This window comes from Kribbella qitaiheensis (assembly GCF_014217565.1).
Taxonomy (GTDB): Bacteria; Actinomycetota; Actinomycetes; order Propionibacteriales; family Kribbellaceae; genus Kribbella; species Kribbella qitaiheensis_A.
This window is the reverse complement of record NZ_CP043661.1, coordinates 6,082,350-6,107,683: the sequence shown is the minus strand read 5'-3', so window position 1 is coordinate 6,107,683 and position 25,334 is coordinate 6,082,350. Positions and strand designations below refer to the sequence as shown.

The following is a 25,334-nucleotide window of genomic DNA, read 5'->3' as shown; positions in this document are numbered from 1 at the left end:
CTATCTTCCAGCGCCCATGGATTCCGCGTCCCCGGACAGCTTCTGCGCCAGCCAGACCGGGATCACCGAGACGGTGATCAGGACGGCGGCGACGACGTTCACGATCGGCGCCTGGTTCGGCCGGAACAGGTTGTTGAAGATCCAGATCGGCAGCGTCTGCTCCTGCGCGCCGGCCGTGAAGGTGGTCACGATGATCTCGTCGAACGACAGCGCGAAGGCCAGCAAGGCACCGGCCAGCAGCGACGACCGCAGCAACGGGAACGTCACCAGGCGGAAGGTGGTGAGGCCGGAGGCCCCGAGATCCGCCGACGCCTGTTCCAGTTGCGATCCCATCCGCCGCAGCCGGGCGATCACGTTGTTGAAGACCGTGACGATGCAGAAGGTGGCGTGCGCGATCACGATCGTGACGAATCCCAGCTCCCACCCGAAGATGGTCCGGAACGCGTTGTTCAGCGCGATCCCGGTGACGATGCCGGGCAGTGCGATCGGCAGGATCACCAGCAACGACACCGCTTCGCGGCCGTAAAACCTGAACCGCTGCAAGGCGAACGCGATCATCGTGCCGAGTACCAATGCGATCACCGTCGCGGCGAGTCCGACCCGCACACTCACCCACAACGCGTCCAGCGCGCCCTGGCTCTCGGCCGCCCGCTTCCACCACTCCAGCGTGAAGTCCTTCGGCGGCCAGGCGAACGTCTTGTTCACGTTGAACGAGTTCACCACCACCAGCGCGAGCGGCACGTAGATCACGCCGAGGATCAGTATCGTCAAGCAGCGCAGCACGATCCGGGTCGGTCGGGAGATGGTCATCAGATGCTCTCCATCGCGCCCGTACGGCGAACAGCGGCCAGATACACCAGCATCACCACGACCGGCACCGTGGCGACCGCGGCCGCGAAGGGCAGGTTGTTCGCCGCACCCACGTTGTCGTACACGACGTTCCCCAGCAGCTGATTCGTGCCACCGACGATCCGTACGGCGATGTAGTCGCCCAGCGACAGCGAGAAGGTGAAGATCGAGCCCGCCACCACGGCCGGGAACACCATTGGCAGGACGACGCGGCGGATCGTGGTACCGGATCTGCCGCCCAGGTCAGAAGATGCCTCCAGCAACGAATTCGGCAATCGCTCGAGTCCGGCGTAGATCGGCAGGATCATGTACGGCAGCCACAGGTAGGCAAGCGTCACGATCGTTGCGATCAGCCCATATCCCGGCGAGTCGAGACCGACCACTCCTAGCACGGAAGACACCAGCCCGCCCTCGGAAAACATCCCGCGCCAGGCATAGGCCTTGACCAGATAGCTTGCCCACAAGGGCATCAGCACAGCCACCAGCAGGAACCGCCGCAGCCCCGGCCGCGCCACCTTCGACATGTACAACGCGATCGGAAAGGCGACCACCGCGTCGACCACAGTCACCAGCGCGGCAACACCGACCGTACGGAACGCGATCGTCCGGTACACATCCACCGTGAACAACGTCCGGAAGCTGTCCAGCGACCACTCCCGCTCGATCAACCCGGTAAAGCTGTTCTGCGACCACAAAGCCGTAACGAACAACGCCGCCAACGCCCCGAGGTACGCCACCCCAAGCCACAACATAGGCGGCCCGAGCAACAACCCGAGACGAATCCGAGGATGCCGCTGCAGCAGGCTCCCCCGCCGCACCGACTCAGACCGAGTGATCATCCTTTGATCTGGGTCCAGGCCTGGGTCCACTTGCCGTAGTCGGTGCACTTGACGTCGGTGCGGCCGTCCAGGCACTGCTCGATCGGGGTGGTCCAGTACCAGATCTTCTCGGAGTACGCCGCGTCGCCGGCGTGGAAGGTGTCGCAGTGCTTCTTGTCCGCGGTCAGCGCGCACGCCTTGCCGTTCGCGGGCGACTCACCGAAGTACTCGGCGACCGCCGCGTTCGCCTCCGGGCTGACGATGTGGTCCATCCACTGGTAGGCGCAGGTCTTGTTCTTCGAGGCCGCGCTCACCATCCAGGTGTCCGACCAGCCGGTGACACCCTCGGTCGGGACCGTCACCGACACCGGCACCTTCTCGCCGGTCGCCACGTTCGCGATCACCTGCCAGGTGGTGCCGATCACCGAGTTGCCGCTGGTGAACGCCTGGACCTCCTTCAGGTAGTCCGACCAGTACTCCGAAACCATCGTCTTCTGCTGCTTCAGCAGCTCCACCACGGCCTGCAACTGGTTGTCGTCCAGCGCGTACGGGTTCTTGATGCCCAGGTCGGGCTTCTTCGTCATCAGGTACATCGCGGCGTCGGCGATGTAGATCGGCGAGTCGTACGCCGTCACCTTCCCCTTGTACGGCGAATCGCTCTCGAACACCGCGCCCCAACTCGTCGGCGCCGGTGTCACCTTGTCGGTCCGCCACATCAGCAGGTTCGCGCCGTAGCCGTGTGGTACGCCGTACATCTGGCCCTTCACCGAGTTCCACGGCCGGTCCTTGAGAAATGGGTAGAGGTCGGCGTAGTTCGGGATCAGGTCGGTGTTGACCGGCTCGACCTGGCCGCCCGCGATCAGCCGCAGCGACGCGTCACCGGAGGCCGACACCACGTCGTACGCGCCGGTCTTCATCAGGCTGACGGCCTCGTCGGAAGTGCCGAACGTCTTCACGGTCACCTGGCAGCCGGTCTTCTTCTCGAACGGGGTGACCCAGTCGACCTTCGGGTCGTTCGAGCCGTCCTCGGCGTACCCCGGCCAGGCCAGCACGCTCAGTTTGCCCTCGCCGGTGCCCAGCTTGTCGAGCTTCGGCAGACCGGGAGCGGTGAAGCCGGAGTTCGCCGCCGAACCGCTCGAACTGTTCTTCGAGGTGCCGCAGGAGGCCGCGACCAGGGCGATCAGGCACAGGCCCGTCGCGGCGGTGAGTTTGACCATCGACTTCATCGGAGATCTCCTAATCAGGAGGGGTTGAGGCACTTCGCGGACCGTCGATCGCGACGGTGTGTTCGCGATGCCAGGTCAGCCGGACCTGGGCGCCGCGGAGATCGAGCTTGTCCTGGACGGACCCACGCAGGTTCTGCTGCAGGACGATGAGTGACCCGCCCGCGTCCAGGTCGACGACGGACTGCGTGGCCGAGCCGAGGTAGACCACCTCGCGCACCACACCGTCCGCCCTGCAGTCACCGTCGGCGGCGGCCTCGTCGCGCGGCCGCATCTGGATCTTCTCGGGCCGGACGGTGAACAACCCGTCCTGACCCAGCACGGCCTTGGCGACCGCGCCGTCGAGCAGGTTCGAAGTGCCGACGAAGCCGGCGACGAAGGCCGTCGCCGGATGCTCGTAGAGCTCGGCCGGCGCCGCGACCTGCTCGATCCGGCCGCCGTTGAAGACCGCTATCCGATCGCTCATCGTCAGGGCCTCCTCCTGGTCGTGGGTGACGAACAGGAAGGTGATGCCGACATCGCGCTGCATCGCCTTCAGCTCGATCTGCATCTCCCGGCGCAGCTTCAGATCCAGCGCGCCGAGCGGCTCGTCGAGCAGCAGCACCTTGGGCCGATTGACCAGCGCGCGAGCAAGCGCGACTCGTTGCCGTTGGCCACCAGACAGCTCATGCGGACGGCGATCGCCGTACCCGGTCAGGCGCACGGTCTCCAAAGCCTCGATGGCGCGGGGTCTGCGCAGCCGGCGCTCGACCCGCTTCACACGCAGCCCGTACTCGACGTTCTGCAGCACGCTCATGTGCGGGAACAACGCGTAGTCCTGGAAGACCGTGTTCACATCCCGCGCGTACGGCGGACGGTCGGTCACCTCGGTCCCGCCGAGCAGGATCCGGCCCTCGGTAGGCGCCTCGAAACCCGCGATCATCCGCAACACGGTCGTCTTACCGGAACCCGACGGGCCGAGCATCGAGAAGAACTCGCCCTCGGCGATGTCCAGGTCGATCCCGGCCACCGCTGTCACGGACCCGAAGATCTTCCGCAGACCCCGCAGGCTGATCGCGGTCTCCGGCGCACCAGCCCGTACGCCAGTCGCCGTGTCGCCGGTCGCCGTGTCGTCAGTCATCGGTGTGGTCATCCATGGTCCTCAGAAGGCCGACATCACGTGCTTGACCCGGGTGTAGTCCTCGAGTCCGTACATGGACAGGTCCTTGCCGTGGCCGGAGTGTTTGAAGCCACCGTGCGGCATCTCCGCGACCAGCGGGATATGCGTGTTGATCCAGACGCAGCCGAAGTCGAGCGCGGCCGACATCCGCAACGCTCTTCCGTGGTTGGTGGTGAAGACGCTGGACGCCAATCCGTACTGCACGCCGTTCGCCATCCGCAGGGCATCGTCGTCGTCGCTGAATGTCTGCACCGTGATCACCGGTCCGAAGACCTCGTCCTGGATCATCTCGTCGTCCTGGCGGAGTCCGGTGACGATCGTCGACTCGTAGAAGAAGCCGTCTGTCATCACGCCGCCGGCTCGTTGTCCACCGAGCACGACCGTCGCGTGCTCGGGCAACCGGCTGAGGAACCCTTGCACCCGTCCGAGTTGCACACTGTTGTTCAACGGCCCGAACAGCGCGTCCGTGTCGTCGGCCAACCCGGGTCGCGCGTTCGAGCGGGCCCAATCGGCCAACGCGGCAACGAATTCGTCGTGCACGTTTTCGTGGACCAGCACCCGGCAGGCCGCAGTACAGTCCTGGCCTGCGTTGAAGTAGCCGCCGATTCCGATCGCTTCGGCGGCGGCTGCCAGGTCCGCGTCGGCGAAGACGATGGCGGGCGCCTTGCCGCCGAGCTCCAGGTGGGTTCGTTTCAGGTCGAGGGCTGCCGTGCTCGCGACCTGCATGCCCGCGCGGGTCGAGCCGGTGATGCTGACCAGTTCGGGCGTGGGATGCGAGACGACTTCCTGGCCTGTGTCGCGGTCGCCGCAGACGACATTCAGTACTCCGGGCGGCAGCACCTCTGCCGCGATCTCGGCCAGCAGCACCGTCGTCACCGGCGTCGTCTCGGCCGGCTTCAGCACCACTGTGTTGCCGGCGGCAACGGCCGGGGCGAACTTCCAGATCGCCATCATCATCGGGTAGTTCCACGGGGTGATCTGGCCGACCACCCCGATCGGCTCGCGCCGGACCCACGACGTATGGCCGGCCAGGTACTCACCGGCCGACTTGCCCTCCAGCAGCCGGGCCGCACCGGCGAAGAACCTGAGCTGATCGACCATCACGGCGAGCTCTTCGGTTCTGGTGAGCTCCAGCAGCTTGCCGGTGTTCTCCGACTCGGCGGCGACGAACTCGTCGGCGCGCGCCTCGATCTGGTCGGCGAACCGGAGCAGGCCGCGCTGGCGCTCCGAAGGCGTGGCCGCCGCCCAGTCGGTGGCAGCGTCGGCCGCGGCTCGGTAGGCCAGGTCCACGTCCTCGGCGCCGGACAGCGGGGCCGTTCCGAAGACCTTGCCGGTCGCGGGATCCACGAGCTCACTGGTCGCACCGCTGCTCGCGTCACGCGACTTCCCGTTGATCAGGTTCCGGACGGTTCGCATCCCGCTCTCCTCGCCTTGAGTGGGCGTAAACATATGAAATCAGATGTTAAAGTTCAAGCGATCGGCCGGAATACTCTGCAACCGTGTCGGACCTGTGTCCGATCGACGGCCAGAAGGGTGGGTGGAATGGCGCTGCGGTTCTACGGCAGCGGTGCGGCGGCCGTGTTCGCGCCGCTGGAATCGCTGAGCCGGTCCGAACTGGTGGCCCGGCGCCTCACCGACGCGATCGCGCTCGGTCTGCTGCCCGACTCCGAGCAGCTCCCCGGCGAGGCCGACCTGGCCGGCATCTTCGGCGTCTCCACCACGACCATCCGCGAGGCACTCTCCGCCCTCCGCCAGCGCGGGCTGATCCGGACCAGGCGCGGCCGCGGCGGCGGCAGTTTCGTCAAGGCCCAGGAAGAGATGTCGACCGCGATCGTGCGGGACCGGCTGGCCGAGCTGAGCCTCGCCCAGCTCCGCGATCTCGGTGACCACTACAGCGCCATCGCCGGTACGGCCGCGCGACTGGCCGCCGAACGAGCCACGCCGCAGGACGTCAAGCGCCTGAACGGCGTCTGCGACGCGTTGGACAACGCAGACGGCGCCGGTGCCCGGCGGCGGGCCGACGCGCAGTTCCACATCGAGGTCGCCGCCACGGCCCAGTCCACCCGGCTCTACCGCGCGGAAGTGAGCCTGCAGGCCGAGGTCGGCACCCTGCTGTGGCTCGCGTTCGGCGACGACGAGAGCCATCGGCTGACCGTGCAAAGCTGCCGGACCGTCGTCGCGGCGATCGCCGACGCCGACCCCGAGGCAGCCCGAGCCGCCGCCGAGGAACGCGTCGCGGACTCGACGGCACGCCTGATCGACCTCAGACTCACGACGCCAACGCTGGAGGATTGATGAGCACACGGACTGAGGGCGTCGCGAGTATCTTGAGCCTGGTCGACGCGGTGGCGGGCGAGGCTTTCGGCCTGGCTGACCGGATCGCGGCCGAGGTGCGGGACGTCTTCGCGGATCGTGACGCTGTCCGGCGTACGGATCTCACGGGCGTCAGCAAACTGGTGCTGCCGACCCTGGCCGATGCGGCCGGGCGGATCCAGGGCGCCGGGTACGTCGCTGCGGTGGACGTGCTGGCCGACTCGCGCTGGTGGCTGGAGTGGTTCATGCTCCGCAACGGCGCGCCGGACCGGCTGATCGTGGACACCGATCCGCGCGGCGAGAACTTCTACGACTACGGCTCATTGCCTTGGTTCGAGGTGCCGCGCGACACCGGCCGCCGGCACATCACCGGTCCGTACGTCGACTACCTCTGCACGGACGACTACACGCTCACCTTCACCGTGCCCGTCGTCGCCGGCGACCGGTTCGTCGGAGTGGCCGGCGCGGACGTCCGGGTGTTCACCTTCGAGAAGGCCGTCCTGCCGTCACTGCGGGCCACCGGCCGAACCGTTGCCATCGTCAACGCCGAGGGCCGGATCGTGCTGAGTAACAGCGCCCGGCACGTCAGCGGCACGTTGCTCCGTGCCACCGACGTCACCCAGCACCCGATCGGCGATCTGCCCCTCGCGTTGGTCGATCTGACCTAGCGCGGCAGGTAGGTCTCCAGATAGTCGTTGCGGAACTTGCCGTCCGGGTCGTACTTCGTCGTCAACGCGGTGAAGTCCGGCACCTTCGGGTAGCAATCCCGCAGCACGCCGGCGTCTGCGGCGAAGACCTTGCCCCAGTGCGGGCGGGCTCCGAGCGGAAGGATCTTCTCCTCCAGCTCCGCCAGGACCGGCATGACGGCTTGCTGGTCGGGGACCCAGGTGAAGTGCAGCGCGACCGTGTCCCGCCCCTGGCTCGGGCTGAGCCAGAGGTCGTCGGCTGCGATCGTCCGAATCTCGGAGACCTGCAGCAGGCCTGCCATTTGGTTGCCCAGGGCCCGTAATTCGGTGAAGGCCTCGGCGGCGCGATCCCGCGGTACGAAGTACTCGGACTGCAGCTCCTCGCCGTTGCTCGGGGTGAACTCGAGCCGGAAGTGCGGCAGCCGCTCGTTCCACGGCCCGCGGACGCCACCCTGCTGGGTGGCGAAGTCGGCCGGCATCACCTTGATCGGGTGCCGCGGTCCGTCGGCGATCCGGGCACCCAGCCATTCGGGCTCGAAGGTGGTGTCCTTGGACTTCCGCCAGACCATCACGTCGGGGTCGGCCCAGTCGGTGAACGCGCTGACAGAGTACGCCGAGCCGAAGACCTCGTCGAGGTCCGAGCTGAGTCGCTCGACCGGCAGCCCGTCGTACACCATCTGACTGATCTCGTACGCCGGTTGCAGGTCGAGCCTCATCCGCACCATCACCCCGAGCGCGCCGAGCGAGATCACCGCACCGGCGAAATCCGGATCGTCACGGTTCAGCCCGGTGAGCTCCCCGTCGGCGCTGATGAAAGCCAGCCCGGAAACCGCTGCGGCCAGCGGCTTGTTGGTGTCACCGGAACCGTGCGTCCCGGTCGCGCACGCCCCGGCGACCGAGATGTGCGGCAGCGATCCGAGGTTGTGCAAGGCGAAACCCTGGGCCTGGACAGCAGCCGTCACCTCGCCGTACCGCAGACCGGCCGAGATCGTGACCGTGCTCGCTTCTTCGTCGATCTGCAACACCTGTGGCAGGTCCGCTATCGACACCAGCCGCCCAGGGCTGTCCGCGATCCGGTTGAACGAATGGCCGGTTCCGAGCACCCGGACCTTGTCGCTGCCGGCGACGAGCCCCTGCAACTCCAGGACCGACTCCGGCACGTCCAGTTGCTCCGCGCCGAACTCGATGTTCCCCGCCCAGTTCCGCAATCCACCCATGCCGGCCTCCTCAGTTGATCCTGACATGCCCGGACTTGATCCTTACATGCAGGCCATAGGGTGGACGCGTCCCGACTGCCTTCCCTTGGAGCCCGATGTCCTCCGTCGATGGTCCAGCCAGCCCCGATGCCACCGTGGTCGCGTACTCCGCGGAACTCCGCGCTGCCGCCGCAGAGGCGGGCCCCGGCTCGTCGCCGATGACCTCCGAGCGGCCTTCCGCAGCACGATGAACATCGAGTTCAAGCGCGACCAGCACGACCCGGTCACCGAGCACGACCGGCGGGCCGAGGAAGCCATCACCAAATCGCTCACCGCCAATGTCCCCGGCAGCAGCATCGTCGGCGAGGAGGACGGCGCCCACCAAGGCACCGGCGACGTCACCTGGTACGTCGACCCGATCGACGGTACGGCGAACTTCGCCCGCGGCCTGGCCTTTTTCTGTACGTCGATCGGTGCCGTCGTCGACGGGCGGATCGTGGCCGGCGCGATCCTCGACCCGATGTCCGGAGATCTCTTCACCGCCGATCTGTCGGGCGCCTGGCACAACGGGAGCCCGATCCGCTCGACCGGTTACCGCGACGAGGCCGAGGCGTTCATCATCACCGGCTACCCGAGCGCTCGCGATGTCGCCACCGACGGAGCCGAGGGACTGGCCCGCTTCGGCGACCTCGCCACGTCGTACGGGACTCTGCGCCGCTCGGGCAGCGCGGCCCTCAGCCTCGCGCACGTCGGCGCGGGCTGGATCGACGCCGCCATGGGCACCTCGGTCAACGCCTGGGACATCTGCGCCGGCCGCCTGATCGTCGAACAAGCGGGAGGTCTCTACCACGGCTTCGGCGCCGACGGCTGGAACCAGCCCGGCTACGCCGCCTACACATCCGACCTGAACCCGGTCGCCCTGAACCGATTCCTCACCGCTTACGAAGCCACCGACTGATGAACCTCCGCGGAAGTTAGGGTCGAAAGGTCCGACTTTTGAGAGGAATAGATGTTGCTCCCGACCACCTTTCCCCGTCGCCGTACGGTCATCGCGCTCGGCCTGGCAGGCGTTCTGGGTACCGGAACCGCTGTCACGGTCGCACTGACCGGATCTGACTCTTCGCAGGCAGCGACCCAGAACACGGCTTCGGTCCAGGCGATCAGCTGTAGTACCGCGACCGGCGGCAAGCCGTTCTACGACGGGCCGTCCGCCTCGAAGGTCTACGACGCTCGCTTCAGCAACAGCGCGGCGGTGCCGAACCTTTCGACGCACACGCCGCAGGGCATCGGTACCTGGTGGAACTGGGACGGCAGCAAGGACCTGCTGCTGGTCGCGGCCTACCGCACCGGCTCGAACTCGCAGATCATCGGCATCGACCCGGCCACCAACAAGACCGTCGGCGTGGTCGCGATCGCCCCGACACACGGCGGCGGCATCACCACCAGCAACGGCTGGGCGTTCGTGCAGGGTGGCACCAACACGATCCGCAAGTACCGGCTGTCCGACCTCAAGGCCGGGCTCAAGAAGGCCGGTACGCCGCTCATCAAGCCCGTCGGCCCCGACCGCAAGGTCTACGGCGCGTCGTTCCTGACCAGCTACGGCGGCTACATCTGGTCCGGCAAGTTCAACGACAAGGGCCGCGACAAGATGTACCAGTACAAGATCAACAGCAACGGCTCGCTGACCACGATCAACAAGGCGTGGGAGGTGCCGGCCAAGACCCAGGGCCTGCTCGTCACCGGCACCCACTTCGTCTTCAGCACCTCCTACGGACGGACGAACCGCAGCAACCTGTACGTCGTCCGCCGCGGCCAGCCGGATCTCGACAAGGCGAAGCTGAGCTGCTTCCGCGCGCCGAGCATGTCCGAGGGAGTGACCGAGTACGGCGGCCGCGCCTACCTCGTCTTCGAGTCGGGCTCGCACACCTACCGCTCGGACCCGAAGACCCTGAACGTGATCACCCACTTGCACAAGGCAACGATCTCTTCCCTCACCGGTCTCGCCTGACGAACAACTTCCACGTCGTCGTCTCCCGCGCCTGACTCACAGAATGTCGAGTTCAGGCGCGGGGCTACGACGTACGGCTCGAGAGCGGTTTCGAGCCTAGGGAGTGACATGAGTATCGGTGCGATCAAGCCGGATCAGGTGGCGGTACCGGAGCGGGTGCTTGACGATCTCGCTGAGCGATTGGCGCGGGTTCGGTGGGCGCAGGAGATTCCGGACAGCGACTGGGATTACGGCGTACCGGGTGGGCATGTCCGGCAGCAGGTGGCGTACTGGCGAGACCACTACGACTGGCGTCGGTGGGAGGCGCGACTGAACGCGTTTCCGCAGTACAGCACGGTGATCGACTGGCAGCGGGTGCACTTCCTGCACGTGCGGTCGCCAGAGCCGGATGCGACGCCGCTGATCCTGACCCACGGCTGGCCCGGATCCGTGTTCGAGTTCCTCGACGTGATCGGGCCGCTGACCGATCCGCGCCAGCACGACGGGGATCCGGCGCAGGCATTTCACCTGGTGATTCCGTCCCTGCCAGGATTCGGGTTCTCCGGACCCACCCGTGATCGCGGCTGGGACCTGGAGCGGATCGCCGTCACCTGGCACACCCTGATGAAGCGGCTCGGCTACGACCGCTTCGGTGCTGCAGGCAACGATTGGGGGTCGTCGGTCTCCTTGGCATTGGGGCGATTGTTCCCCTCGGACGTGATCGGCATGCACGTCACCCAGGTCTTCGCGGAGCCACGACCGGGCGAAGTCATCGACGACCCGGCTGTGCTCGCCGACCGCGAGTGGTACGGGCAGACGATGAGCGCGTACGACGTACTGCAGTCTCAGCAGCCGCAGAGCCTCGCGCACGCGTTGTCGGACTCGCCGGTCGGGCTGCTCGGCTGGATGGATCTGATCTACCGCGGTGGCCACGACCTGGAGTTCGTGCTCACCAACGTGATGACGTACTGGCTGACCGGCACCGTCGCCTCCTCGATGCGCCTGTACTACGAGGCGTCCCGTACCGGCCGGCGTCAGACATCGAGTGCCCCGCTGGCAGTGGCCCAGTTCGCCAACGACTACCGCTCGATCCGCTCGCTGGCCGAGCATGACCACACCGGTCTGGTCTCCTGGACGGAGTACACCTCCGGCAACCACTTCGCCGCTCACTCGGCACCGGACGACTGGATGGCCGACCTCCGGGCCGCCTTCAGCCGGTTCCAGCGGGCGGACGGCTCGAATTCCCTACCGCGCACTAGTGTTGTGGATGTCGGCGCGTTCTAGTGCCCCGAGTCCGAAGTTCTTTGACGTGGACCGGCGCCCAGGCACGCACCTCGGGGCACTAGGAGGAGAGTTGAGTTTTTCGAGGCCTGGGCCGAAGCGGGACGACGCGCTGTCGGCGGTGGTGGGCGGGAAGGGGCTGGATTCCCGGCCGGGCAAGCTGCCGGAGTACGACGAGTTCGGATCGCCGGTGCCGAGTGATGACGACGCGCAGGCGATTTCGGCCGGGCCGCCCGGACAGCAGACTCTGATGCAGCATGAGCGGGCCCGATTGGCCGCTCTCGACGCGGGTGACAAGAAGCTGGCCGACAACGCCTTGCGCGAGGTGATCGGCGATCTGGACGCGTTGCTCGCCTCCGCCGCGGCCAAGTTGCGCGCGCCGGCCGGCAGCCGGCGTACGAAGAAGCAGGTGCGGAAGGTCGTCCCGCAACTGGTGGCGATCGACGAGCTCGGCTACCTGCCGCTGGCCGACGTGGCCGAGCTCCTCCACCTCACCCGGGCCGACGTCGACGGAGTACTGGCTTCCCTGGCCGCGCGTGGCGAGCTCGGCTCCGCCGACCGTGAGCAGGCGCTGGCGCAGATCCAGCAGGTGCGGACGAAGCTGCAGGAGATCGAAGTCAGCCGGGACCATTCGCAGCTCGACGGTCTGGTCGGTTTCATCCTCAAGATCGCCTTGCTGGTCACGATCGCGGTGGCCTCGACGCCACTCGGCGCGCTGGCCGTCGGGGATCCGATGGTCGCCGAAGCCATCAAGACCGGCATCATCGCGCTCGTCGCCGTCGCACTCCAGCAGGCAGTCGACGGCGCTCGCGCCTGGCAGGAGACCCACGACCAGTACGCCGTCGCTCAGCAGGCTCGCGAGGAACTGCTCGCGGAGCTCCAGCTCGCGAAGAACCTGACGAAGGACCCTGCCTACGAGAACGAACACCTCGTCCTGCGATTCCGCCTCGAGATCCGCTGCGCGAGCGCCCGGGTCTCCTCGGTTCCGCTCGACTGGCCGGACAAGGAGCAGTACCTGCTCGTGCTCGACCAGGTCACCAGCGCCCTCGACAACGGCACACCCAAAAGCCTGATCCTGATCCGCCGCAAGCTGGAAGCAACCCCCACCCCCAACCGCGGCGACTAGGGTTTGCGGGCCACTCCGCAGATGAGGAACTGGCTCGCGGCAGCGCGGTAGTTCTCAGCCGGGCTCTCTTCGGGCTGGGCGCCCGGCTCGTACCAGTCGAACAGCCGGACCAGGCCCGGTTCGGCCAGTTCGAAGTCGCCGAACATCGAGGTGACCTCGGCCGGCGACCGGAAGCGGAGCGACGGGAAATGCGGCCGGAACTTGTCCTCGAACACTGCCGCCAGCGTCGCCGCCTCGCTGCCGTCGCGCGGGTTGCAGGCGTGGCTGATCGCCACACACGACCCGGACGGGAGTTTGGCCAGGTACTCGGCCTGGTTCGCCAGGACCTCGTCGAGGTCGCCGATGTGGTGCAGGACCAGTGCCTGGATCAGCCCGACCGGACGGTTGAAGTCCAGCGTCTCCTTCACCGCCGGATCGGAGAGCACCTCGTCCGGCCTGGTGAAGTCGGCGGCCGCGAAATCGGTCCGCTCGTTGTCCATCAGCAGCGCCCGGCCGTGGGCGATCACCGACGGATCATTGTCGACGTACACCACCTTGGCCATCGGGTTCACGCCCTGGGCGATCTGGTGGGTGTTCTGCACGGTCGGCAGGCCGGCGCCGAGGTCGAGGTACTGGTCGATCCGCTGCTCGCGGCTCATCCACTGGACCGCCCGCTGGAGCCAGCGCCGGTTCTCTTTCGCCCACTCAGGGACCTCGGGCAGGATCTCCATGATCTGCCGGTAGATGACCCGATCGCTCTCGTAGTTGTCCTTACCGCCGAGAGCAAGGTCGTACACCCGCGCGACGCTGGGCTTGCTCACGTCGATGACATGGGACGCGTCGCCTTCGGCAGGGACTGTCGTCACGCGCGGTCCCTCCTCGATCAACTGTCGGTAGCCACCGATCATCCACGAGGTTACCGCCCTCAAGTTCCACCAAACCCGTCGCCTGCGGCTCCCGGCCCAAGGTCTGACGAAGCTCGAACATAACTGTGCTGAAACCGCCGCGATCAGACACCTGTACGGCGAAAGCGTGGCGCCGCTCAGCCGCGCTTGGCCTTCGACTTCGCCCTGGCCATCCGGAACAGGTAGACCGGCGTCGGCGGCACCCAGCCGAGTTGCTCGGCCTGACCGAGGTCGTCCCGGTTGGCCCAGTGCTCGATCACCTTGCCGTCCTGGATCCGGAGCCAGTGCGATTGGGTGGCCGCGAAGGTCCGGCCGGTCGGCGGGAACGCGGTACCGACCCCGCCGTCGGGCGTGTAGGTGACGAAGGGCGCCACATGACGACCGCTCATCGTGCAGTTCAGGGCGACCAGATCTCCCTCGGCGACGACGTGATGGATGTCGTAGTGGAGCCCGGCGAACGCCTCCCGAAGCCACAGGGCGGTCGCCTGGAACCCCTTCGGCCCGCCCACCCGGGCGGCAGGCGGCTCCACCTGGTCCTCGCGGTTGACGGCGTCGGGGTGGACCAGCTCCTCGAAGTCGGCCGGCTCGCCGTCCGCCATGATCTGGATGCTGCGGACCGCGATGGATCGGGGATCGCTCGACACGATCCCGGGTGTGCTGTTCATGATCCCTCCAATTCGATACAGTTCAACTGCCTCCAATTAGATTGGGTCTGGTGATGGCAGAAGTCAAGAGGGCCTACGACGCCTCGGGCCGGCGCGAGCGCGCAGTGGCGCGGCGGCTGGCCGTCGTACAGGCTGCTCAGGAGTTGTTCGAGCGCGACGGGTTCCGCTCGACGACGATCGCGGCCGTGGCCCGGACCGCCGGCGTCTCGGCCGAGAGCGTCTACAAGGGCTTCGGCACCAAGGCAGCCCTGGCGAAGGCCGTCTTCGATTTGGTCATCGCCGGCGACGACGAACCGATCCCGGTCGCCGAGCGACCCGAGGCGATCGCGATCCAGGCCGAGCCCGACGTACGCCGCAAGCTCGCCCTGTACGTCGAGGGCTTCGCGCATCGCCAGCAACGCTCAGCCAAGGTCCAGATCCTGATCCGCGACGGCCGCCACGTCGACGACACCCTCGAAGAGGTCTGGCAGAACCTCCAAACCGAACGCCTCACCGGCATGACAATGCTGGCCACCCACCTCCACTCCACCGGCCAACTCCGCCCCGGCCTCCCCCTCGACGAAACCCGCGACACCCTCTGGACCTACACCTCGATCGACCTCTACGACCTACTGGTCCTCACCCGCACCTGGCCCCTCCCCCGCTACGAAACCTGGCTGACCAACGCCATCACCAACGCCCTCTGCCCCTGACCGCGGTCAGGGGCAGAGGGCGTCATGCGGCAGGGGTGGTCACAAGCCACCAGCGGCAGGGGTGGTCAGTTGATGGTCCATTGCTGGAGAGATGTGTTGGTGTTGGGTTGTTGGCTGACCTTGGCGCCGTCGGTGGTGGAGGCGGTGGTGAGGAGCAGACCGCTGCTGGCTGCGGTGAGTGTGTAGTTGCCGTTGGCAAGTTTGGTGGCGGTCCAGTGCTGGTTGGCGCCGGTGGTGCAGGTCCACTGGATGATGGCGGCTCCGGCGGTGGTGGCGCCGCCGTTGACGTCGGCGCAGAGGCCGGACGAGTTGTTCTTGAGGGTGTAAGAACCGTCGGCCTGCTGGGTGAAGGTCCACTTCTGGTTGGTCTCGCCGTTGCTGGTCCAGGTGATCAGCTGCGTGCCGGGGGCGGTACTGCGGTCGGGGTCGTCGAGCGCTTTGCCGCCGGTCGAGATGGTGTGTACGCCGTTGAGGTTCTGCGGTGCGGTGCCGAGCTGGCTGACGGTGAGGGTCTGCTCGGCCGCGGTGCGGGTTCCGCCGACGCTGTTGCCGGTGGTGTTCGTCCAGTCGCGGGTCGGGGTGGTCTCGGCGAGGCGGGTGGAGTCCGCGGAGAGCCCGAGGACGAGACCGCTGTGGCGGTTGACGAAGCGGAAGGTTCCGCCGGCGCTCTTGATGATCCACCACTGCTGGCCCGCGGTGGAGCCGACAGTGGTGACGGTCGGCCTGGCGCCCCACGCCCGACTGGCCGTCGTACCGGCGTCGACTCCGAGCGCATTGCCGGTCGACGAGTTGAGGATCTGGTAGGAACCGTCGCCGTTGGCAACGAAGTACCAGGCTTCGAGGGTGGATCCCGAGGCGGTGCCGACGGAGGTGGTTGCCGTCGTACCGGACTGCTGGGCGAGGACGCGCCCGCCACCGTTGGCGATTCGGTAGGTCTTCGTGAGGTCCAGTGGCGCGGCTGCGGGTGAGGTCGAGTTGACCGTGAGATTGACGTACTCGCCGGAAGTGCCGCCGGAGCAGCCGAACGAGCAGTACGAGCGGAAGGCTTTGCCGATGATCGTGGAGTTCGTCTTGTTCACGCTGTCGAGGAACCAGCGGTACCACGACGCGGTGGTGTAGCTGCCGGTGTCGCCGATCGAGTACCACTTCTGGCTGGTGAGATCGTCGGTGACGTAGAAGTGCTGCGGTTCGTTGCCGTCCTGCCGCACCGCCTGGGGCTCGCCGATGTACAGCCCGAGGTACGCGTCGTACGCGATGTCCATCACGAACAGCGGAGAGGTCGGGGAGAGCGTGCCGGCCGCGACCTGCTGATCCACCGTGCCGGTGGTGGTGGGCTGGTATTCCTTCGCGAGCGGCGTGTACCCGGTGGGGTTGCTCGAGTCGACCGGGACGAGGTTGCTCTCGAGACCGCCGACCCCGGGCTGCGACCAGGAACCGTCGTACCACTTCTGCCAGGAAGAAGGGCTCATCTTCGACGACATCTTGGCCCGGGCGACATGCTGGCGGAAGTTCTTCCAGCCGCCCGACTTGTCCACGATCCGCGAGCCGTAGTACACGTAGAAATAGCCCGACGCGGTGTCGACGAACAGTCGCTGATCGCCGTCGCCGTAGGAGTACGTCTGGTTCGGGAACGCGGTGTTGTCGTTACGCTTGGTGCTGTACGGCGAAGTGATGACGTGGCTCTTGATCGTCCAGGTCTTGCCCTGGTCGGTGGAGACCGCGTAGTCGATCGCGTCGTAGTGCAGACCGTCACCGAAGGGCTGTGGCGTGAACTCGTTGTGCACCAGGCCGTACCAGTCGCCGCTGTCCGGGTCGACCCAGACACCGGCGAGGTCGCAGAAGTTCTTCTGTGAGTAGCTGGAGCCGCTCGGCGCGAACGTCGCTTCCAGCCCGGTGGGGCTGTTGTTGCACCGCCAGGTGGTGTCGTAGTTCTTGTCGTTGGCGTTGTTCGGGTTGACCGCGTTGCTGATCGCGCTCGACTTGGTCGCGGTGTCGAAGTTCGTCCCGGTGTAGAAGTCCCACTTCCGCGGCTCACTGGTGCCGTAGAGGGCGGCGGACTGCTGGAAGTAGAACGTTCCGTCCTTGTCGATGTACGTGCCGGCCGGGGTATCGGTGGGCGTCCCCCAACTGCCCTTGGACCCGACCGAGATGGTGTACGTCGCGTTCGAAGGCGCCGCTGAGGCCGCCGAACCGATACCGCCGACGAGTAATCCGAGGCCCAGCAGAGCCACCACAGCAGTCTTTCGCGAACGTGACACAGGAGCTCCTTTGGGGCCGAGGACGCCAGCGGACTCGCCAGGCTGCTACTGATTTTGATCATTACTGCACAGAAGTCAACTGTTCACTACAAGTTTCCACATCGACGCACCAAAAACTGCAGCTCGGGCTGCCGAGGCGATTCACGGTTGCGAATGGATTGTTAGTCGGCTAGGTTTTTGGTTAGTCGGCTAATCACTAGAGATGGAGGAGCTGAAGATGGAGCTTGGGTTGACTGGGGCCGCGGCGCTGGTGACCGGCGGGTCGTCGGGGATCGGGCGGCAGACCGCGTTGGCGTTCGCGCGGGAAGGGGCGCGGGTGGCGATCACCTATCACTCGCGCGAGGAGGCCGCCGACGAGGTGCTGGAGGAGATCGAGAAGGCGGGCGGTGAGGCGTACGCCGTACGGATGGAGCTGGGCGATCCCGAGTCGATTGCCGCTGCGGTCGGGGCGACGGTGGAGCATTGGGGTGGGCTGGACGCTTTGGTGGGCAATGCGGTGAACTGGGGTACGGCGGGCTTCCATGATCGGCCGACGCGGATCGAGGACGCGAAGCCCGAGGTGTGGGTGCCGGTGATGCGGGCGAACCTGGAGGGGAACTTCTACCTGGTCCAGGCTGCGGCGCCGGCGTTGCGGCGGTCCACGCAGGGGCGATTGGTGTTGCTGTCAACGGATCTGGTGGAGCGCGGAATGGCCGGGTCCTGGGCGTACGGCGCCGCGAAGGCGGGCCTGCACGGGATGGTGGCGAGCCTGCAGCACGACCTCGGCCAGGACGGTGTGCTCGTGAACATCGTGATGCCCGGGATCACCTTGGAGAACGGCGAGCACCGGATGATCCCGAAGCCCGCGCTCGAGCAGATCGCGCAACAGTTCACCGCCCGGCGTTTGCCTGAGGCAACGGATGTGGCGGCGGCGATCGTGTTCCTCTGCTCGCCTCGCACCACTGCCACCCAGGGCGAAATCATCCGCGTCAACGGCGGCGCCATGTTCGCTGCCTGAACCGACCGCGGCGTTTGGGTTCGGCGGCGGCCAGGTAGCGCGGTCGTCAGAACATGGTGATGGCGGTGGTCAGGCCCGCGGCGATGATGAGGACGCGGAGGATGGTGGGCGGCAGGCGGCGGCCGATGTGCGCGCCTACGTAGCCGCCCACCACCGAGCCGATCGCCAGCAGGCCGGCGACCGTGAAGTTCACGTCGGCGACGAAGACGAAGATCAGGCCGGCGACAATGTTCGCGACCATCAGGGCCAGGGTTTTCAGAGCGTTCACGACCCGGAGGTCCAGGTCGAGGCCGAGGCTGAGTACGGCCATCATCATCACTCCGGCACCGGCGCCGAAGTACCCGCCGTACACGCCGGTCAGCCCCGCGAACACGGTGGTTGCCGGCGACAACCTTCCTCGCGAGCCGCCCGGTTCGCCGTGTCGCCGCAGCCAGCGAGCGATCAGCGGCTGCACCCCAACGGTCAGGCAAGCAAGGACGATCAGCCACGGTACGGCGGCCTCGAACACGCCGGGCGGCAGGGACAGCAGCAGTACGGCGCCCACAACGGCCCCGACAGAGCAGGTCAGCACTACGAACCAGACCACTCGCGGCTTCACGATCAGTTCCCGGCGGTACCCGAATGTTCCGCTCAGGCTGCCGGGGATGAGCCCGAGCGTGTTCGACACATTGGCGACGACCGGCGGGATCCCGAGGGCGATCAGCACCGGAAAGCTGACCAGCGACGCCACCCCGACCGTAGAGGTCAGCATCCCGGCCCCGAGCCCGGCCGCGACCACGGCGAGCTGCTGCATCCCGGTCAGGTCCATGCCTCCACCCTAAGGATCGGAGAGACAACCTCCGCTTCGGGGACTCCGTCCGCAACCGGGCCTGGCTGGTCCAGTCCGCCCGGACGGTCTTCGCGGACCACGGGTTCGGCGCGACGCTCGACGACATCGCCCGGCACGCGGGCGTCGGGGTCGGGACGGCGTACCGGCACTTCCCGAACAAGCAGGCGATCGCGGCCGCCGTACTGGCCGACGCCACCGCCCAGATCGCGGCCGACGCGCGCGAAGCGCTGACCACCGACGATCCGTGGTCGGCCATGGTCACCTTCTTCGAGCAGACGGCCGCCCGCCAGGCGACGGACCGCGGCTTGTACGAGAGCCTCACCGGACAAGGTGGGTGGGGCTTGTACCGTGAGGGGCAGGACACCGGCGAAGGAGCGTTGCGATGGCTCGGGCGTTGATTGTGGTGGATGTGCAGAACGACTTCTGCGAAGGCGGGAGTCTGGCGGTCAGCGGTGGGGCGGATGTCGCGTTCCGGATCGGCACGTTGCTGCACGAGTGGCACGAGGCCGAGCCTGGCGAGCACAGATACGGGTACGTCGTCGCCACCCGGGATCACCACATCGACCCGGGCGACCACTTCTCCGAGACACCCGACTTCGTCGACTCCTGGCCGCGGCACTGCGTGGCCGGCACCGACGGGGTCGGCTTCCACCCGAATCTCGATCCGCAGCCGTTCGACGCGATCTTCGACAAGGGCGAGTACGCCGCGGCGTACTCCGGCTTCGAGGGCAAGAGCCAGAACGGTGAAGGTCTGGCCGAGTGGCTCCGGCACAAGGGCGTCACCGAGGTGGACGTCTGCGGGATCGCCACCGACTACTGCGTCCGCGCCACCGCACTGGACGCGAAGAACGAGGGCTTCGGTACTACGGTGCTGACCGGCCTCACCGCTGGGGTGGCACCGGCCAGCACCGAACAAGCCCTCGTCGACCTCCGTACGGCGGGCGTCAACCTCACCTGACCGGAGCGCCCGCCCGGAGTGGACCTGCCTCCCGGCGTACCGAACCCGTTCACGACCTGGCACGAGACGCCGGACGGATTCGGCGTGCTGGGTCAGCCGAACCGGGCCCACCTTGTCTTCCCGCCGAACGACCACCCGAGCGACAAAGCGCAGTACCCAAAAAGCCTCCCTCAGCTTCACCACACCGAACCAGACCAACCAGGAGACGGGCCCGCAAACGGTGCTTTTGTCCACAGCCTGATCGGTGCTGTGGACAACTTGGCCAGATCTCGTACATCGTGGAATCCCTTGTCCACAAGGGATTCGTGGGTTCGGAAACTGTCGGTGGGCGGGTCTAGTGTTAGCTGTATGGAACTCCTCTTGTCCGCGCGGCCCGCGTGCATGATGAGTGGCGAGGAAGCAGTCGCCGCTCTCGACGCGCTGCATGCCGAGTCCGCGCGCCGGGAGACCTACCGCCTCGAAGTCATCGCCCGACTCGACGAGACCGGCCACACCCAAGAGATCAGCGGCCAAGGCACCACCCGGTTCATCGCGACGCGCCACCGGCTCAACCACCCCGAGGTGAAACGCGACCTCGCCCTAGCTGCCGCCCTCACCAAATACCCCGCCGTCACCGCAGCCCTGCCCGACCCGCACACACCCGCCGGTGACGACCCGGCCATCCACTACACCGACGCTTCCGGTAAGACCGACGCTTCCGGCGAGACCGGTGAGACGGGTGACGAGCCGGCCATCCACTACGCCGACGCTTCCGGCGAGACCGGCGAGACCGGCGAGACCGGCGAGACCGGCGAGACCGGCGAGACCGGCGAGACCGGCGAGACCGGCGAGACCGGCGAGACCGGCGAGACCGGCGAGACCGGCGAGACCGGCGAGACCGGCGAGACCGGTGGTGACCCGGCCGGCGCCGGCACCGCGCCAGCCCGGACCGGTCATTCAGCCGACGTCGACGCCGACGGCGACGCCGAGCCCGGCCAGACCGGTGCCCCGGCCGATGAGCCAGTTGACGCCGAACTGCTGGCGGTGTTGCTGCATCCGGCCCAGGCCGAAGCGATCGTGTCCACACTCGAAGCAGTCCCGGCGGCGGCGATGGTGGCGGTGGAGACCTTACGGGTCGCCGAACAGCAGATGGTCGAAGCCGCCCGGCACCTGACGTCATGGGAACTGAAACGACTCGGCAAACAGGTCTGCGAGGTCCTCGACACCGACGGCCCCGAACCGGCCGAAGACGCCGCCGAACGCCGCGAAGCGCTCCACCTCACCAACGCCGACCGTGGCGTGAAGTTCTCCGGGTTCCTGGCCAACGCCAACGCCGAACTGTTCAAGACTCTCATCGAAGCCGCCGCGAAACCCCGCAAAGTCGACGGTGAACTCGACCCGCGGTCGCGCGACAAACGCCAGGCCGACGCCCTCACCCAGGTGCTGACCGTCGCCGCCGGTACCGGTGACCTTCCCGGCCACGGCGGCGTGAAGCCGCATGTGACCGTCACCATCGACTACACCGACCTGAAACAACAAGGCCGCGACGCGACCGGGAACCTCCAGTTCGGTGACAGCCTGTCCGCGGCAGCGGTCCGCCGCCTGGCCTGCGACGCCGCGATCATCCCGATCGTGCTCGGCTCGGACTCCGAACCCCTCGACGTGGGCCGCGAGGAACGTTTCGTCACCACAGCGATCCGACGCGCCCTGAACAAGCGCGACAAAGGGTGCGTCATCTGCGGAGCGCCACCGCGCTACTGCCACGCCCACCACCTCATCCACTGGATCGACGGCGGCCCCACCTGCCTGGAAAACCTCGCCCTGTTCTGCAGCACCGACCACAAAGCAGTCCACGCCGGCCACTACACCATCACCATCACCAACGGCACCGTCCACATCACCCGCCCCACCTGGGCTACCCCACCCCGCCACACCCAACCACCCAGCACCTCACCATCACCACCAGCCGACACCGCCGACACACCCCACCGCGACGCCGCGTCACGCCCCACCGAGCACACCACCAACGACCCGTTCAGGCGACAAGACCGTCCTGACCGTCCTGACCGGCCTGACCGTCCCGACCGGCCTGACCGGCCGGGACGCCCGGTCCGTGCCTTTCCCCTGGCCAACGACCCGCCACCACCAGCCACCCGACCCCCGGCCGACTACGACCCCTGGGCCCCCGAAACCCTCGACACCGGCTAACCCCGCCCCCCCGGCCACCACCCCGGCCCCCCGCCCGGGGCCGGGCCGCGATACCACCACCGCCCCTGGCCTCAGCCGGGGAACAGCACCGCACCTATCGGCCCGGCCTGCCCAGCCACTCGAGTCCAACGCGACGCCGGCAGACCCCTCGCAACCATTGAGCACCTCACGCAGCCAACCCCGCCCGCCACGCCCACTTGAGACATGGTTGGCGAGGCTCGCGAGGTCAGGCCGACCGAGGTACGGCCGGGGACTGGCGGCTTGGGGCGCGCGCTGGTGATGTCGCTCGTCAGGCCGGCTCGGTTGGCTTGGTTGGCTCGGTTGGCTCGGTTGGCTCGGGTGGCTCGGTTGGCTCGGTTGGCTCGGGTGGCTCGGGTGGCTCGGTTGGCTCGGGTGGCTCGGGTGGCTCGGGTGGCTCGGGTGGCTCGGTTGGCTTGGTGGGTGGTGGGTGGTGGGGGTGGGTGGTTTGAAACGGGGGCGGAGGTGGTGAGTCAGTTCCCTTGGCGTGGGGGTGCGGTGGCATTGGGGCGGGGCCTGGCGAAGCGGCGCATCATCGGACGCTCCACCAAGGAGTGCAGGCCCCAGCCCGCCAGCAGGGTGGCGATGAAGAGAGCGATCGCGACGAGGATGGCGACCGGCGTACTGAAGGGGTCGGATCCGAACAGGGTGCGGCCGTAGAAGATGACGACGCCCTGGCAGATGTAGAAGCCGAAGGAGATCTCGCCCAGCCAGCGCCAGGTCTTGTTGTTGACGCCGGTGCGTTCGCCGCGGAGGTCGGCGGTGGCGAACGCGCCGATGACCAGCACGATCGGCAGGATCGACGCGACCGAGAAGCCGTAGACGAACGGAGCCTTCAGAGCGGCGACGTAGCCGAGGACGATCGCCGGGATCGACCAGCGGATATCGATCCGCGGGAAGCGGCCGGCCATCACGGCCCGGGCGACGAGCATGCCGACAATGAACTCGAACATCCGCGGGACCGGGAAGATGTAGCCGAACCAGAACTGCGTCACCGAGATCGGCGTGATCGGCGACTTGGGCGAATCGGAGATCAGGTACTGCGTGACAAGCTGGACACCGACCATGGCGATCACCATCGCGCCGGTCCAGTACCAGAGCCGGTTCGCCGCGATCCGCCGGATCGGCTTGATCAGCAAGGGGAACGACAGGTAGAAGAGGAGTTCGCTGCAGAGGGTCCACGAGGGCGGGTTGACGCTGACGTAGACGTCGCCCTGCGGGAACATCGAGTGCAGCAGGAAGACGTTCGGGATCCAGGCGCCGGGCCGGGTGGTCGCGCCGGCGAAGAGGATCATCGCCGCCGCGAACATGACGAGGTGGTTCGGGAAGATCTTCAGCAGCCGGCGCCGGTAGAACGGGAGTGCGCCTTCTCCCGGAGTGGCGGACCAGGTGATCACGAAGCCGCTCAGCACGAAGAAGAACGAGACGCCGAGGTAGCCGGCCTTGCTGAACAGGGTTTCCAGAAACGAGGCGAGCCCCGCGTCGGCGAACGGATTCACCGGGCTGTTCGGCGGCACCGGCGAGTTCGACAGCGTGAGATGGAAGAAGAAGACCAGCAAAGCGGCGATGAACCGCAACCCGGTCAGCGAGTGCAAGGGCGCTCGCTTGCTGCCCGGCGCGGCGGCAGCAGCCAGCTCGGTGGCGGCAGTGGCGGCAGCCCGCTCGGCGGCGGCAGCAGCGGCAGCCCGCTCGGCGGCGGCAGCAGCGGCAGCCAGCTCGGCGGCGGCAGTGGCGGCAGTTGCGGCAGCCGGGGTGGAAGCGGAGGTTTCAGTCGACATCGGAGCCCACCTGAGGGGTTTCGTTGCGGTAGAGCATGACCTTCGCGTCCTTGGCGACGTAGTAGTTCTGGACGGAGTACGCGATGGTGGCGAAGTCGAGCCGCCCGTCGCCGTTGAAGTCGGCGGTGGCGATCCGGGCGACCGACTCGTCTGTTACTCGCCACTTCGCCCAGATGCCACGCTGGGCATCGATCGCCTTGTAGTACATGACTCCCTGCCACGGCCACGGTCCACGCAGGGCGACCAGGAACTCGTCGTCCCCATCCCCGTCGAAGTCCGCGCAGACGATCTGGTGTCCCGGACCCTCACCGTTCTCGTTCGGGTCGCCGTACACATCCAGCAGCGTCCGCTGCCATCCCCCGTCGGCGTCCTTCACATACACCCCGACCGCGTTGCCGTGGAAGGGCTCGATCGCCGCGACGTACGCGAACGGGTTGCCACCGAGACCACCAGCATCGAGATCGCCGCTCCCGCGGAACCCGGTCTCTTCGAACTGGGTCAGCTCACCGGTCCCGATCAGCTCCTTGCGCCATTCCCCCTGCGCGGCGTCGTACCAGAGCCACGTCACGCCCTCGTCCGACGCGAGCAGGATCGACTCGAGATCCGAGCCAGGGATCAGCCCCTTGCGCTTCTCCGCGCCGTGGATCATCCGGAACGACGTGTCGTCGATGACCGTCTTGGGCCACTCAGCAGCTGATTGAACGTCGTCCGGCTGGGTGAACAGCACAACCGGCAGTACTGCGTGGACGTCGGCCTTCGCGACGATCGGCAGGCCGATCACCTCGAGCCGATCGGTGCGGGTGAAGTGACCGACCCGGAGCCGGTGCATCCCGGTCGCGCGGCCGATGTAGTGCTTCTTCCAGCGCTCCTCCGACTTACCCGCGTCGCCCGGGTTCTCGATCCAGTCGATCTTGCCACCGGCCTCGTCCGGGTCGTGGATGGTGCCGATCGGTCCGTACAGCTCGTAGCAGACGACCACGTCGGGATGACCGTTGCCGCTGATGTCGGCGTAGTCGGCGCCGACCGGCATCCGGTACCCGTCGGTGATGAGCCGTCGCGGCCAGCCGGGCTCGTTGGCGTACCAGTAGATCTCGCCGAGGCGCAGGCCGTAGCCGAACAAGTCAGGGCTGCCGTCGCCGGTGATGTCCGGCGCCTCCAGCCAGTAGCCGTCGCGCAGTTGCTCGGCAACAATTTCAGCGGTGAATCGGGGCGGTGTCACCATGATGTTCTCCTCCTCAGTGAACTGCGTGGTATTCGACGGCGAGCCAGACACAGTCCGAATCGGCCCGGTACTGGTGCCACGGATAGACGAAGCCGCCGGGAACGCTCCGGCAGAACGGCACCGGCGGGGTATGACCCGGACTCATCCGCAGGTCCTCGTACAAGGTGGTGTGGTCGCGGTCCTTGAACTTCTGCATCCGGCCGTAGCC

The 25,334-nt window shown here is 67.2% G+C and carries 24 protein-coding genes; 11 read left to right on the top strand and 13 right to left on the bottom strand.

Going from position 1 to position 25,334, the window contains the following annotated elements; genetic code table 11:
- The 5 genes from F1D05_RS29085 to F1D05_RS29065 form a co-directional block, all read right to left on the bottom strand.
- The gene (locus F1D05_RS29085) at positions 1 to 810 is read right to left on the bottom strand and encodes an ABC transporter permease (protein WP_185443604.1); all 810 of its coding nucleotides are present in this window, start codon (positions 808 to 810) and stop codon (positions 1 to 3) included.
- A complete protein-coding gene (locus F1D05_RS29080) occupies positions 810 to 1,586 on the bottom strand; it encodes an ABC transporter permease (protein WP_246486070.1) in 777 nt (258 codons plus the stop codon). Before F1D05_RS29080 ends, F1D05_RS29085 begins: the two co-directional genes overlap by 1 nt.
- Before the next feature lie 98 nt (positions 1,587 to 1,684).
- Entirely contained in the window at positions 1,685 to 2,893 is a 1,209-nt protein-coding gene (locus F1D05_RS29075) for an ABC transporter substrate-binding protein (RefSeq protein ID WP_185443602.1), read from the bottom strand.
- A 10-nt stretch (positions 2,894 to 2,903) separates the two neighbouring features.
- The gene (locus tag F1D05_RS29070) at positions 2,904 to 4,022 is read right to left on the bottom strand and encodes an ABC transporter ATP-binding protein (RefSeq protein ID WP_185443601.1); all 1,119 of its coding nucleotides are present in this window, start codon (positions 4,020 to 4,022) and stop codon (positions 2,904 to 2,906) included.
- Between the two features lie 9 nt (positions 4,023 to 4,031).
- Positions 4,032 to 5,465, bottom strand: coding sequence for an aminobutyraldehyde dehydrogenase (locus tag F1D05_RS29065; RefSeq protein WP_185443600.1), 1,434 nt, complete (start codon positions 5,463 to 5,465; stop codon positions 4,032 to 4,034).
- Positions 5,466 to 5,591: 126 nt separating this feature from the next.
- On the opposite strand from F1D05_RS29065, the gene F1D05_RS29060 reads away from it, so the two are divergent.
- Positions 5,592 to 6,344, top strand: coding sequence for a FadR/GntR family transcriptional regulator (locus tag F1D05_RS29060; protein ID WP_185443599.1), 753 nt, complete (start codon positions 5,592 to 5,594; stop codon positions 6,342 to 6,344).
- Complete coding sequence (locus F1D05_RS29055) at positions 6,344 to 7,030, top strand: cache domain-containing protein (protein ID WP_185443598.1); 687 nt, start codon at positions 6,344 to 6,346, stop codon at positions 7,028 to 7,030. The genes F1D05_RS29060 and F1D05_RS29055 overlap by 1 nt, the downstream gene beginning before the upstream one ends.
- Here the strand turns inward: F1D05_RS29055 and F1D05_RS29050 are convergent.
- The gene (locus F1D05_RS29050) at positions 7,027 to 8,292 is read right to left on the bottom strand and encodes a D-arabinono-1,4-lactone oxidase (RefSeq protein WP_246486069.1); all 1,266 of its coding nucleotides are present in this window, start codon (positions 8,290 to 8,292) and stop codon (positions 7,027 to 7,029) included. The two genes, F1D05_RS29055 and F1D05_RS29050, sit on opposite strands and share 4 nt — an antisense overlap.
- A 199-nt stretch (positions 8,293 to 8,491) precedes the next feature.
- Here F1D05_RS29050 and F1D05_RS29045 point away from each other — a divergent pair, with 199 nt between their 5' ends.
- From F1D05_RS29045 to F1D05_RS29030, 4 genes are all read left to right on the top strand, one after another.
- A complete protein-coding gene (locus F1D05_RS29045; RefSeq protein ID WP_246486068.1) occupies positions 8,492 to 9,202 on the top strand; it encodes an inositol monophosphatase family protein in 711 nt (236 codons plus the stop codon).
- Between the two features lie 51 nt (positions 9,203 to 9,253).
- Positions 9,254 to 10,252, top strand: coding sequence for a hypothetical protein (locus tag F1D05_RS29040; protein WP_246486067.1), 999 nt, complete (start codon positions 9,254 to 9,256; stop codon positions 10,250 to 10,252).
- 108 nt (positions 10,253 to 10,360) lie between these two features.
- Positions 10,361 to 11,515: an epoxide hydrolase family protein gene (locus tag F1D05_RS29035; protein WP_185443597.1), complete on the top strand. Its 1,155-nt coding sequence runs from the start codon at positions 10,361 to 10,363 to the stop codon at positions 11,513 to 11,515.
- 70 nt (positions 11,516 to 11,585) lie between these two features.
- Complete coding sequence (locus F1D05_RS29030; RefSeq protein WP_185443596.1) at positions 11,586 to 12,638, top strand: hypothetical protein; 1,053 nt, start codon at positions 11,586 to 11,588, stop codon at positions 12,636 to 12,638.
- Here F1D05_RS29030 and F1D05_RS29025 read toward each other — a convergent pair.
- Positions 12,635 to 13,483: an SAM-dependent methyltransferase gene (locus F1D05_RS29025; RefSeq protein ID WP_185443595.1), complete on the bottom strand. Its 849-nt coding sequence runs from the start codon at positions 13,481 to 13,483 to the stop codon at positions 12,635 to 12,637. The genes F1D05_RS29030 and F1D05_RS29025 overlap by 4 nt on opposite strands.
- A 176-nt stretch (positions 13,484 to 13,659) precedes the next feature.
- Positions 13,660 to 14,187 (bottom strand): ester cyclase, encoded by a 528-nt coding sequence (locus tag F1D05_RS29020; protein ID WP_185443594.1) that lies wholly within the window; start codon positions 14,185 to 14,187, stop codon positions 13,660 to 13,662.
- Positions 14,188 to 14,240: 53 nt separating this feature from the next.
- On the opposite strand from F1D05_RS29020, the gene F1D05_RS29015 reads away from it, so the two are divergent.
- Positions 14,241 to 14,879: a TetR/AcrR family transcriptional regulator gene (locus F1D05_RS29015; protein ID WP_185443593.1), complete on the top strand. Its 639-nt coding sequence runs from the start codon at positions 14,241 to 14,243 to the stop codon at positions 14,877 to 14,879.
- Between the two features lie 65 nt (positions 14,880 to 14,944).
- Here F1D05_RS29015 and F1D05_RS29010 read toward each other — a convergent pair whose 3' ends face one another.
- Positions 14,945 to 17,137 carry an RICIN domain-containing protein gene (locus tag F1D05_RS29010; RefSeq protein ID WP_206685867.1) on the bottom strand — a complete coding sequence of 731 codons (2,193 nt, stop codon included), beginning with the start codon at positions 17,135 to 17,137 and terminating at the stop codon, positions 14,945 to 14,947.
- A gap of 217 nt (positions 17,138 to 17,354) precedes the next feature.
- Between F1D05_RS29010 and F1D05_RS29005 the strand changes: the two genes are divergently transcribed.
- On the top strand, positions 17,355 to 18,134 hold the full coding sequence (locus F1D05_RS29005) for an SDR family NAD(P)-dependent oxidoreductase (RefSeq protein WP_185443592.1): 780 nt from the start codon (positions 17,355 to 17,357) through the stop codon (positions 18,132 to 18,134).
- 46 nt (positions 18,135 to 18,180) lie between these two features.
- Here the strand turns inward: F1D05_RS29005 and F1D05_RS29000 are convergent, their stop codons facing one another.
- Positions 18,181 to 18,942 (bottom strand): sulfite exporter TauE/SafE family protein, encoded by a 762-nt coding sequence (locus tag F1D05_RS29000; protein ID WP_246486066.1) that lies wholly within the window; start codon positions 18,940 to 18,942, stop codon positions 18,181 to 18,183.
- A gap of 65 nt (positions 18,943 to 19,007) precedes the next feature.
- On the opposite strand from F1D05_RS29000, the gene F1D05_RS43220 reads away from it, so the two are divergent.
- The 3 genes from F1D05_RS43220 (at position 19,008) to F1D05_RS39455 (ending at position 22,108) form a co-directional block, all read left to right on the top strand.
- The gene (locus tag F1D05_RS43220) at positions 19,008 to 19,361 is read left to right on the top strand and encodes a TetR/AcrR family transcriptional regulator (protein ID WP_185449580.1); all 354 of its coding nucleotides are present in this window, start codon (positions 19,008 to 19,010) and stop codon (positions 19,359 to 19,361) included.
- Entirely contained in the window at positions 19,346 to 19,921 is a 576-nt protein-coding gene (locus F1D05_RS28990) for a nicotinamidase (RefSeq protein WP_185443591.1), read from the top strand. The genes F1D05_RS43220 and F1D05_RS28990 overlap by 16 nt, the downstream gene beginning before the upstream one ends.
- 348 nt (positions 19,922 to 20,269) lie before the next feature.
- Positions 20,270 to 22,108: an HNH endonuclease signature motif containing protein gene (locus F1D05_RS39455; RefSeq protein ID WP_246486064.1), complete on the top strand. Its 1,839-nt coding sequence runs from the start codon at positions 20,270 to 20,272 to the stop codon at positions 22,106 to 22,108.
- 491 nt (positions 22,109 to 22,599) lie between these two features.
- Here F1D05_RS39455 and F1D05_RS28975 read toward each other — a convergent pair whose 3' ends face one another.
- The 3 genes from F1D05_RS28975 to F1D05_RS28965 are packed head-to-tail and all read right to left on the bottom strand — an operon-like array spanning position 22,600 to position 25,322.
- Positions 22,600 to 23,904: an acyltransferase family protein gene (locus F1D05_RS28975; protein WP_185443589.1), complete on the bottom strand. Its 1,305-nt coding sequence runs from the start codon at positions 23,902 to 23,904 to the stop codon at positions 22,600 to 22,602.
- Complete coding sequence (locus tag F1D05_RS28970) at positions 23,894 to 25,126, bottom strand: FG-GAP repeat domain-containing protein (RefSeq protein WP_185443588.1); 1,233 nt, start codon at positions 25,124 to 25,126, stop codon at positions 23,894 to 23,896. Before F1D05_RS28970 ends, F1D05_RS28975 begins: the two co-directional genes overlap by 11 nt.
- A 13-nt stretch (positions 25,127 to 25,139) precedes the next feature.
- The gene (locus F1D05_RS28965; RefSeq protein ID WP_185443587.1) at positions 25,140 to 25,322 is read right to left on the bottom strand and encodes a hypothetical protein; all 183 of its coding nucleotides are present in this window, start codon (positions 25,320 to 25,322) and stop codon (positions 25,140 to 25,142) included.
- Positions 25,323 to 25,334 lie beyond the last annotated feature (12 nt).

Excerpts from the sequence above, each read along its gene's own strand:
- F1D05_RS29085 (WP_185443604.1), bottom strand. The coding sequence starts at position 810 with ATGACCATCTCCCGACCGACCCGGATCGTGCTGCGCTGCTTGACGATA.
- F1D05_RS29075 (WP_185443602.1), bottom strand. The coding sequence starts at position 2,893 with ATGAAGTCGATGGTCAAACTCACCGCCGCGACGGGCCTGTGCCTGATC.
- F1D05_RS29070 (WP_185443601.1), bottom strand. The coding sequence starts at position 4,022 with ATGACCACACCGATGACTGACGACACGGCGACCGGCGACACGGCGACT.
- F1D05_RS29065 (WP_185443600.1), bottom strand. The coding sequence starts at position 5,465 with ATGCGAACCGTCCGGAACCTGATCAACGGGAAGTCGCGTGACGCGAGC.
- F1D05_RS29060 (WP_185443599.1), top strand. The coding sequence starts at position 5,592 with ATGGCGCTGCGGTTCTACGGCAGCGGTGCGGCGGCCGTGTTCGCGCCG.
- F1D05_RS29055 (WP_185443598.1), top strand. The coding sequence starts at position 6,344 with ATGAGCACACGGACTGAGGGCGTCGCGAGTATCTTGAGCCTGGTCGAC.
- F1D05_RS29050 (WP_246486069.1), bottom strand. The coding sequence starts at position 8,292 with ATGTCAGGATCAACTGAGGAGGCCGGCATGGGTGGATTGCGGAACTGG.
- F1D05_RS29045 (WP_246486068.1), top strand. The coding sequence starts at position 8,492 with ATGAACATCGAGTTCAAGCGCGACCAGCACGACCCGGTCACCGAGCAC.
- F1D05_RS29040 (WP_246486067.1), top strand. The coding sequence starts at position 9,254 with ATGTTGCTCCCGACCACCTTTCCCCGTCGCCGTACGGTCATCGCGCTC.
- F1D05_RS29035 (WP_185443597.1), top strand. The coding sequence starts at position 10,361 with ATGAGTATCGGTGCGATCAAGCCGGATCAGGTGGCGGTACCGGAGCGG.
- F1D05_RS29020 (WP_185443594.1), bottom strand. The coding sequence starts at position 14,187 with ATGAACAGCACACCCGGGATCGTGTCGAGCGATCCCCGATCCATCGCG.
- F1D05_RS29015 (WP_185443593.1), top strand. The coding sequence starts at position 14,241 with ATGGCAGAAGTCAAGAGGGCCTACGACGCCTCGGGCCGGCGCGAGCGC.
- F1D05_RS29005 (WP_185443592.1), top strand. The coding sequence starts at position 17,355 with ATGGAGCTTGGGTTGACTGGGGCCGCGGCGCTGGTGACCGGCGGGTCG.
- F1D05_RS29000 (WP_246486066.1), bottom strand. The coding sequence starts at position 18,942 with ATGGACCTGACCGGGATGCAGCAGCTCGCCGTGGTCGCGGCCGGGCTC.
- F1D05_RS28990 (WP_185443591.1), top strand. The coding sequence starts at position 19,346 with ATGGCTCGGGCGTTGATTGTGGTGGATGTGCAGAACGACTTCTGCGAA.
- F1D05_RS39455 (WP_246486064.1), top strand. The coding sequence starts at position 20,270 with ATGGAACTCCTCTTGTCCGCGCGGCCCGCGTGCATGATGAGTGGCGAG.
- F1D05_RS28975 (WP_185443589.1), bottom strand. The coding sequence starts at position 23,904 with ATGTCGACTGAAACCTCCGCTTCCACCCCGGCTGCCGCAACTGCCGCC.
- F1D05_RS28970 (WP_185443588.1), bottom strand. The coding sequence starts at position 25,126 with ATGGTGACACCGCCCCGATTCACCGCTGAAATTGTTGCCGAGCAACTG.
- F1D05_RS28965 (WP_185443587.1), bottom strand. The coding sequence starts at position 25,322 with ATGCAGAAGTTCAAGGACCGCGACCACACCACCTTGTACGAGGACCTG.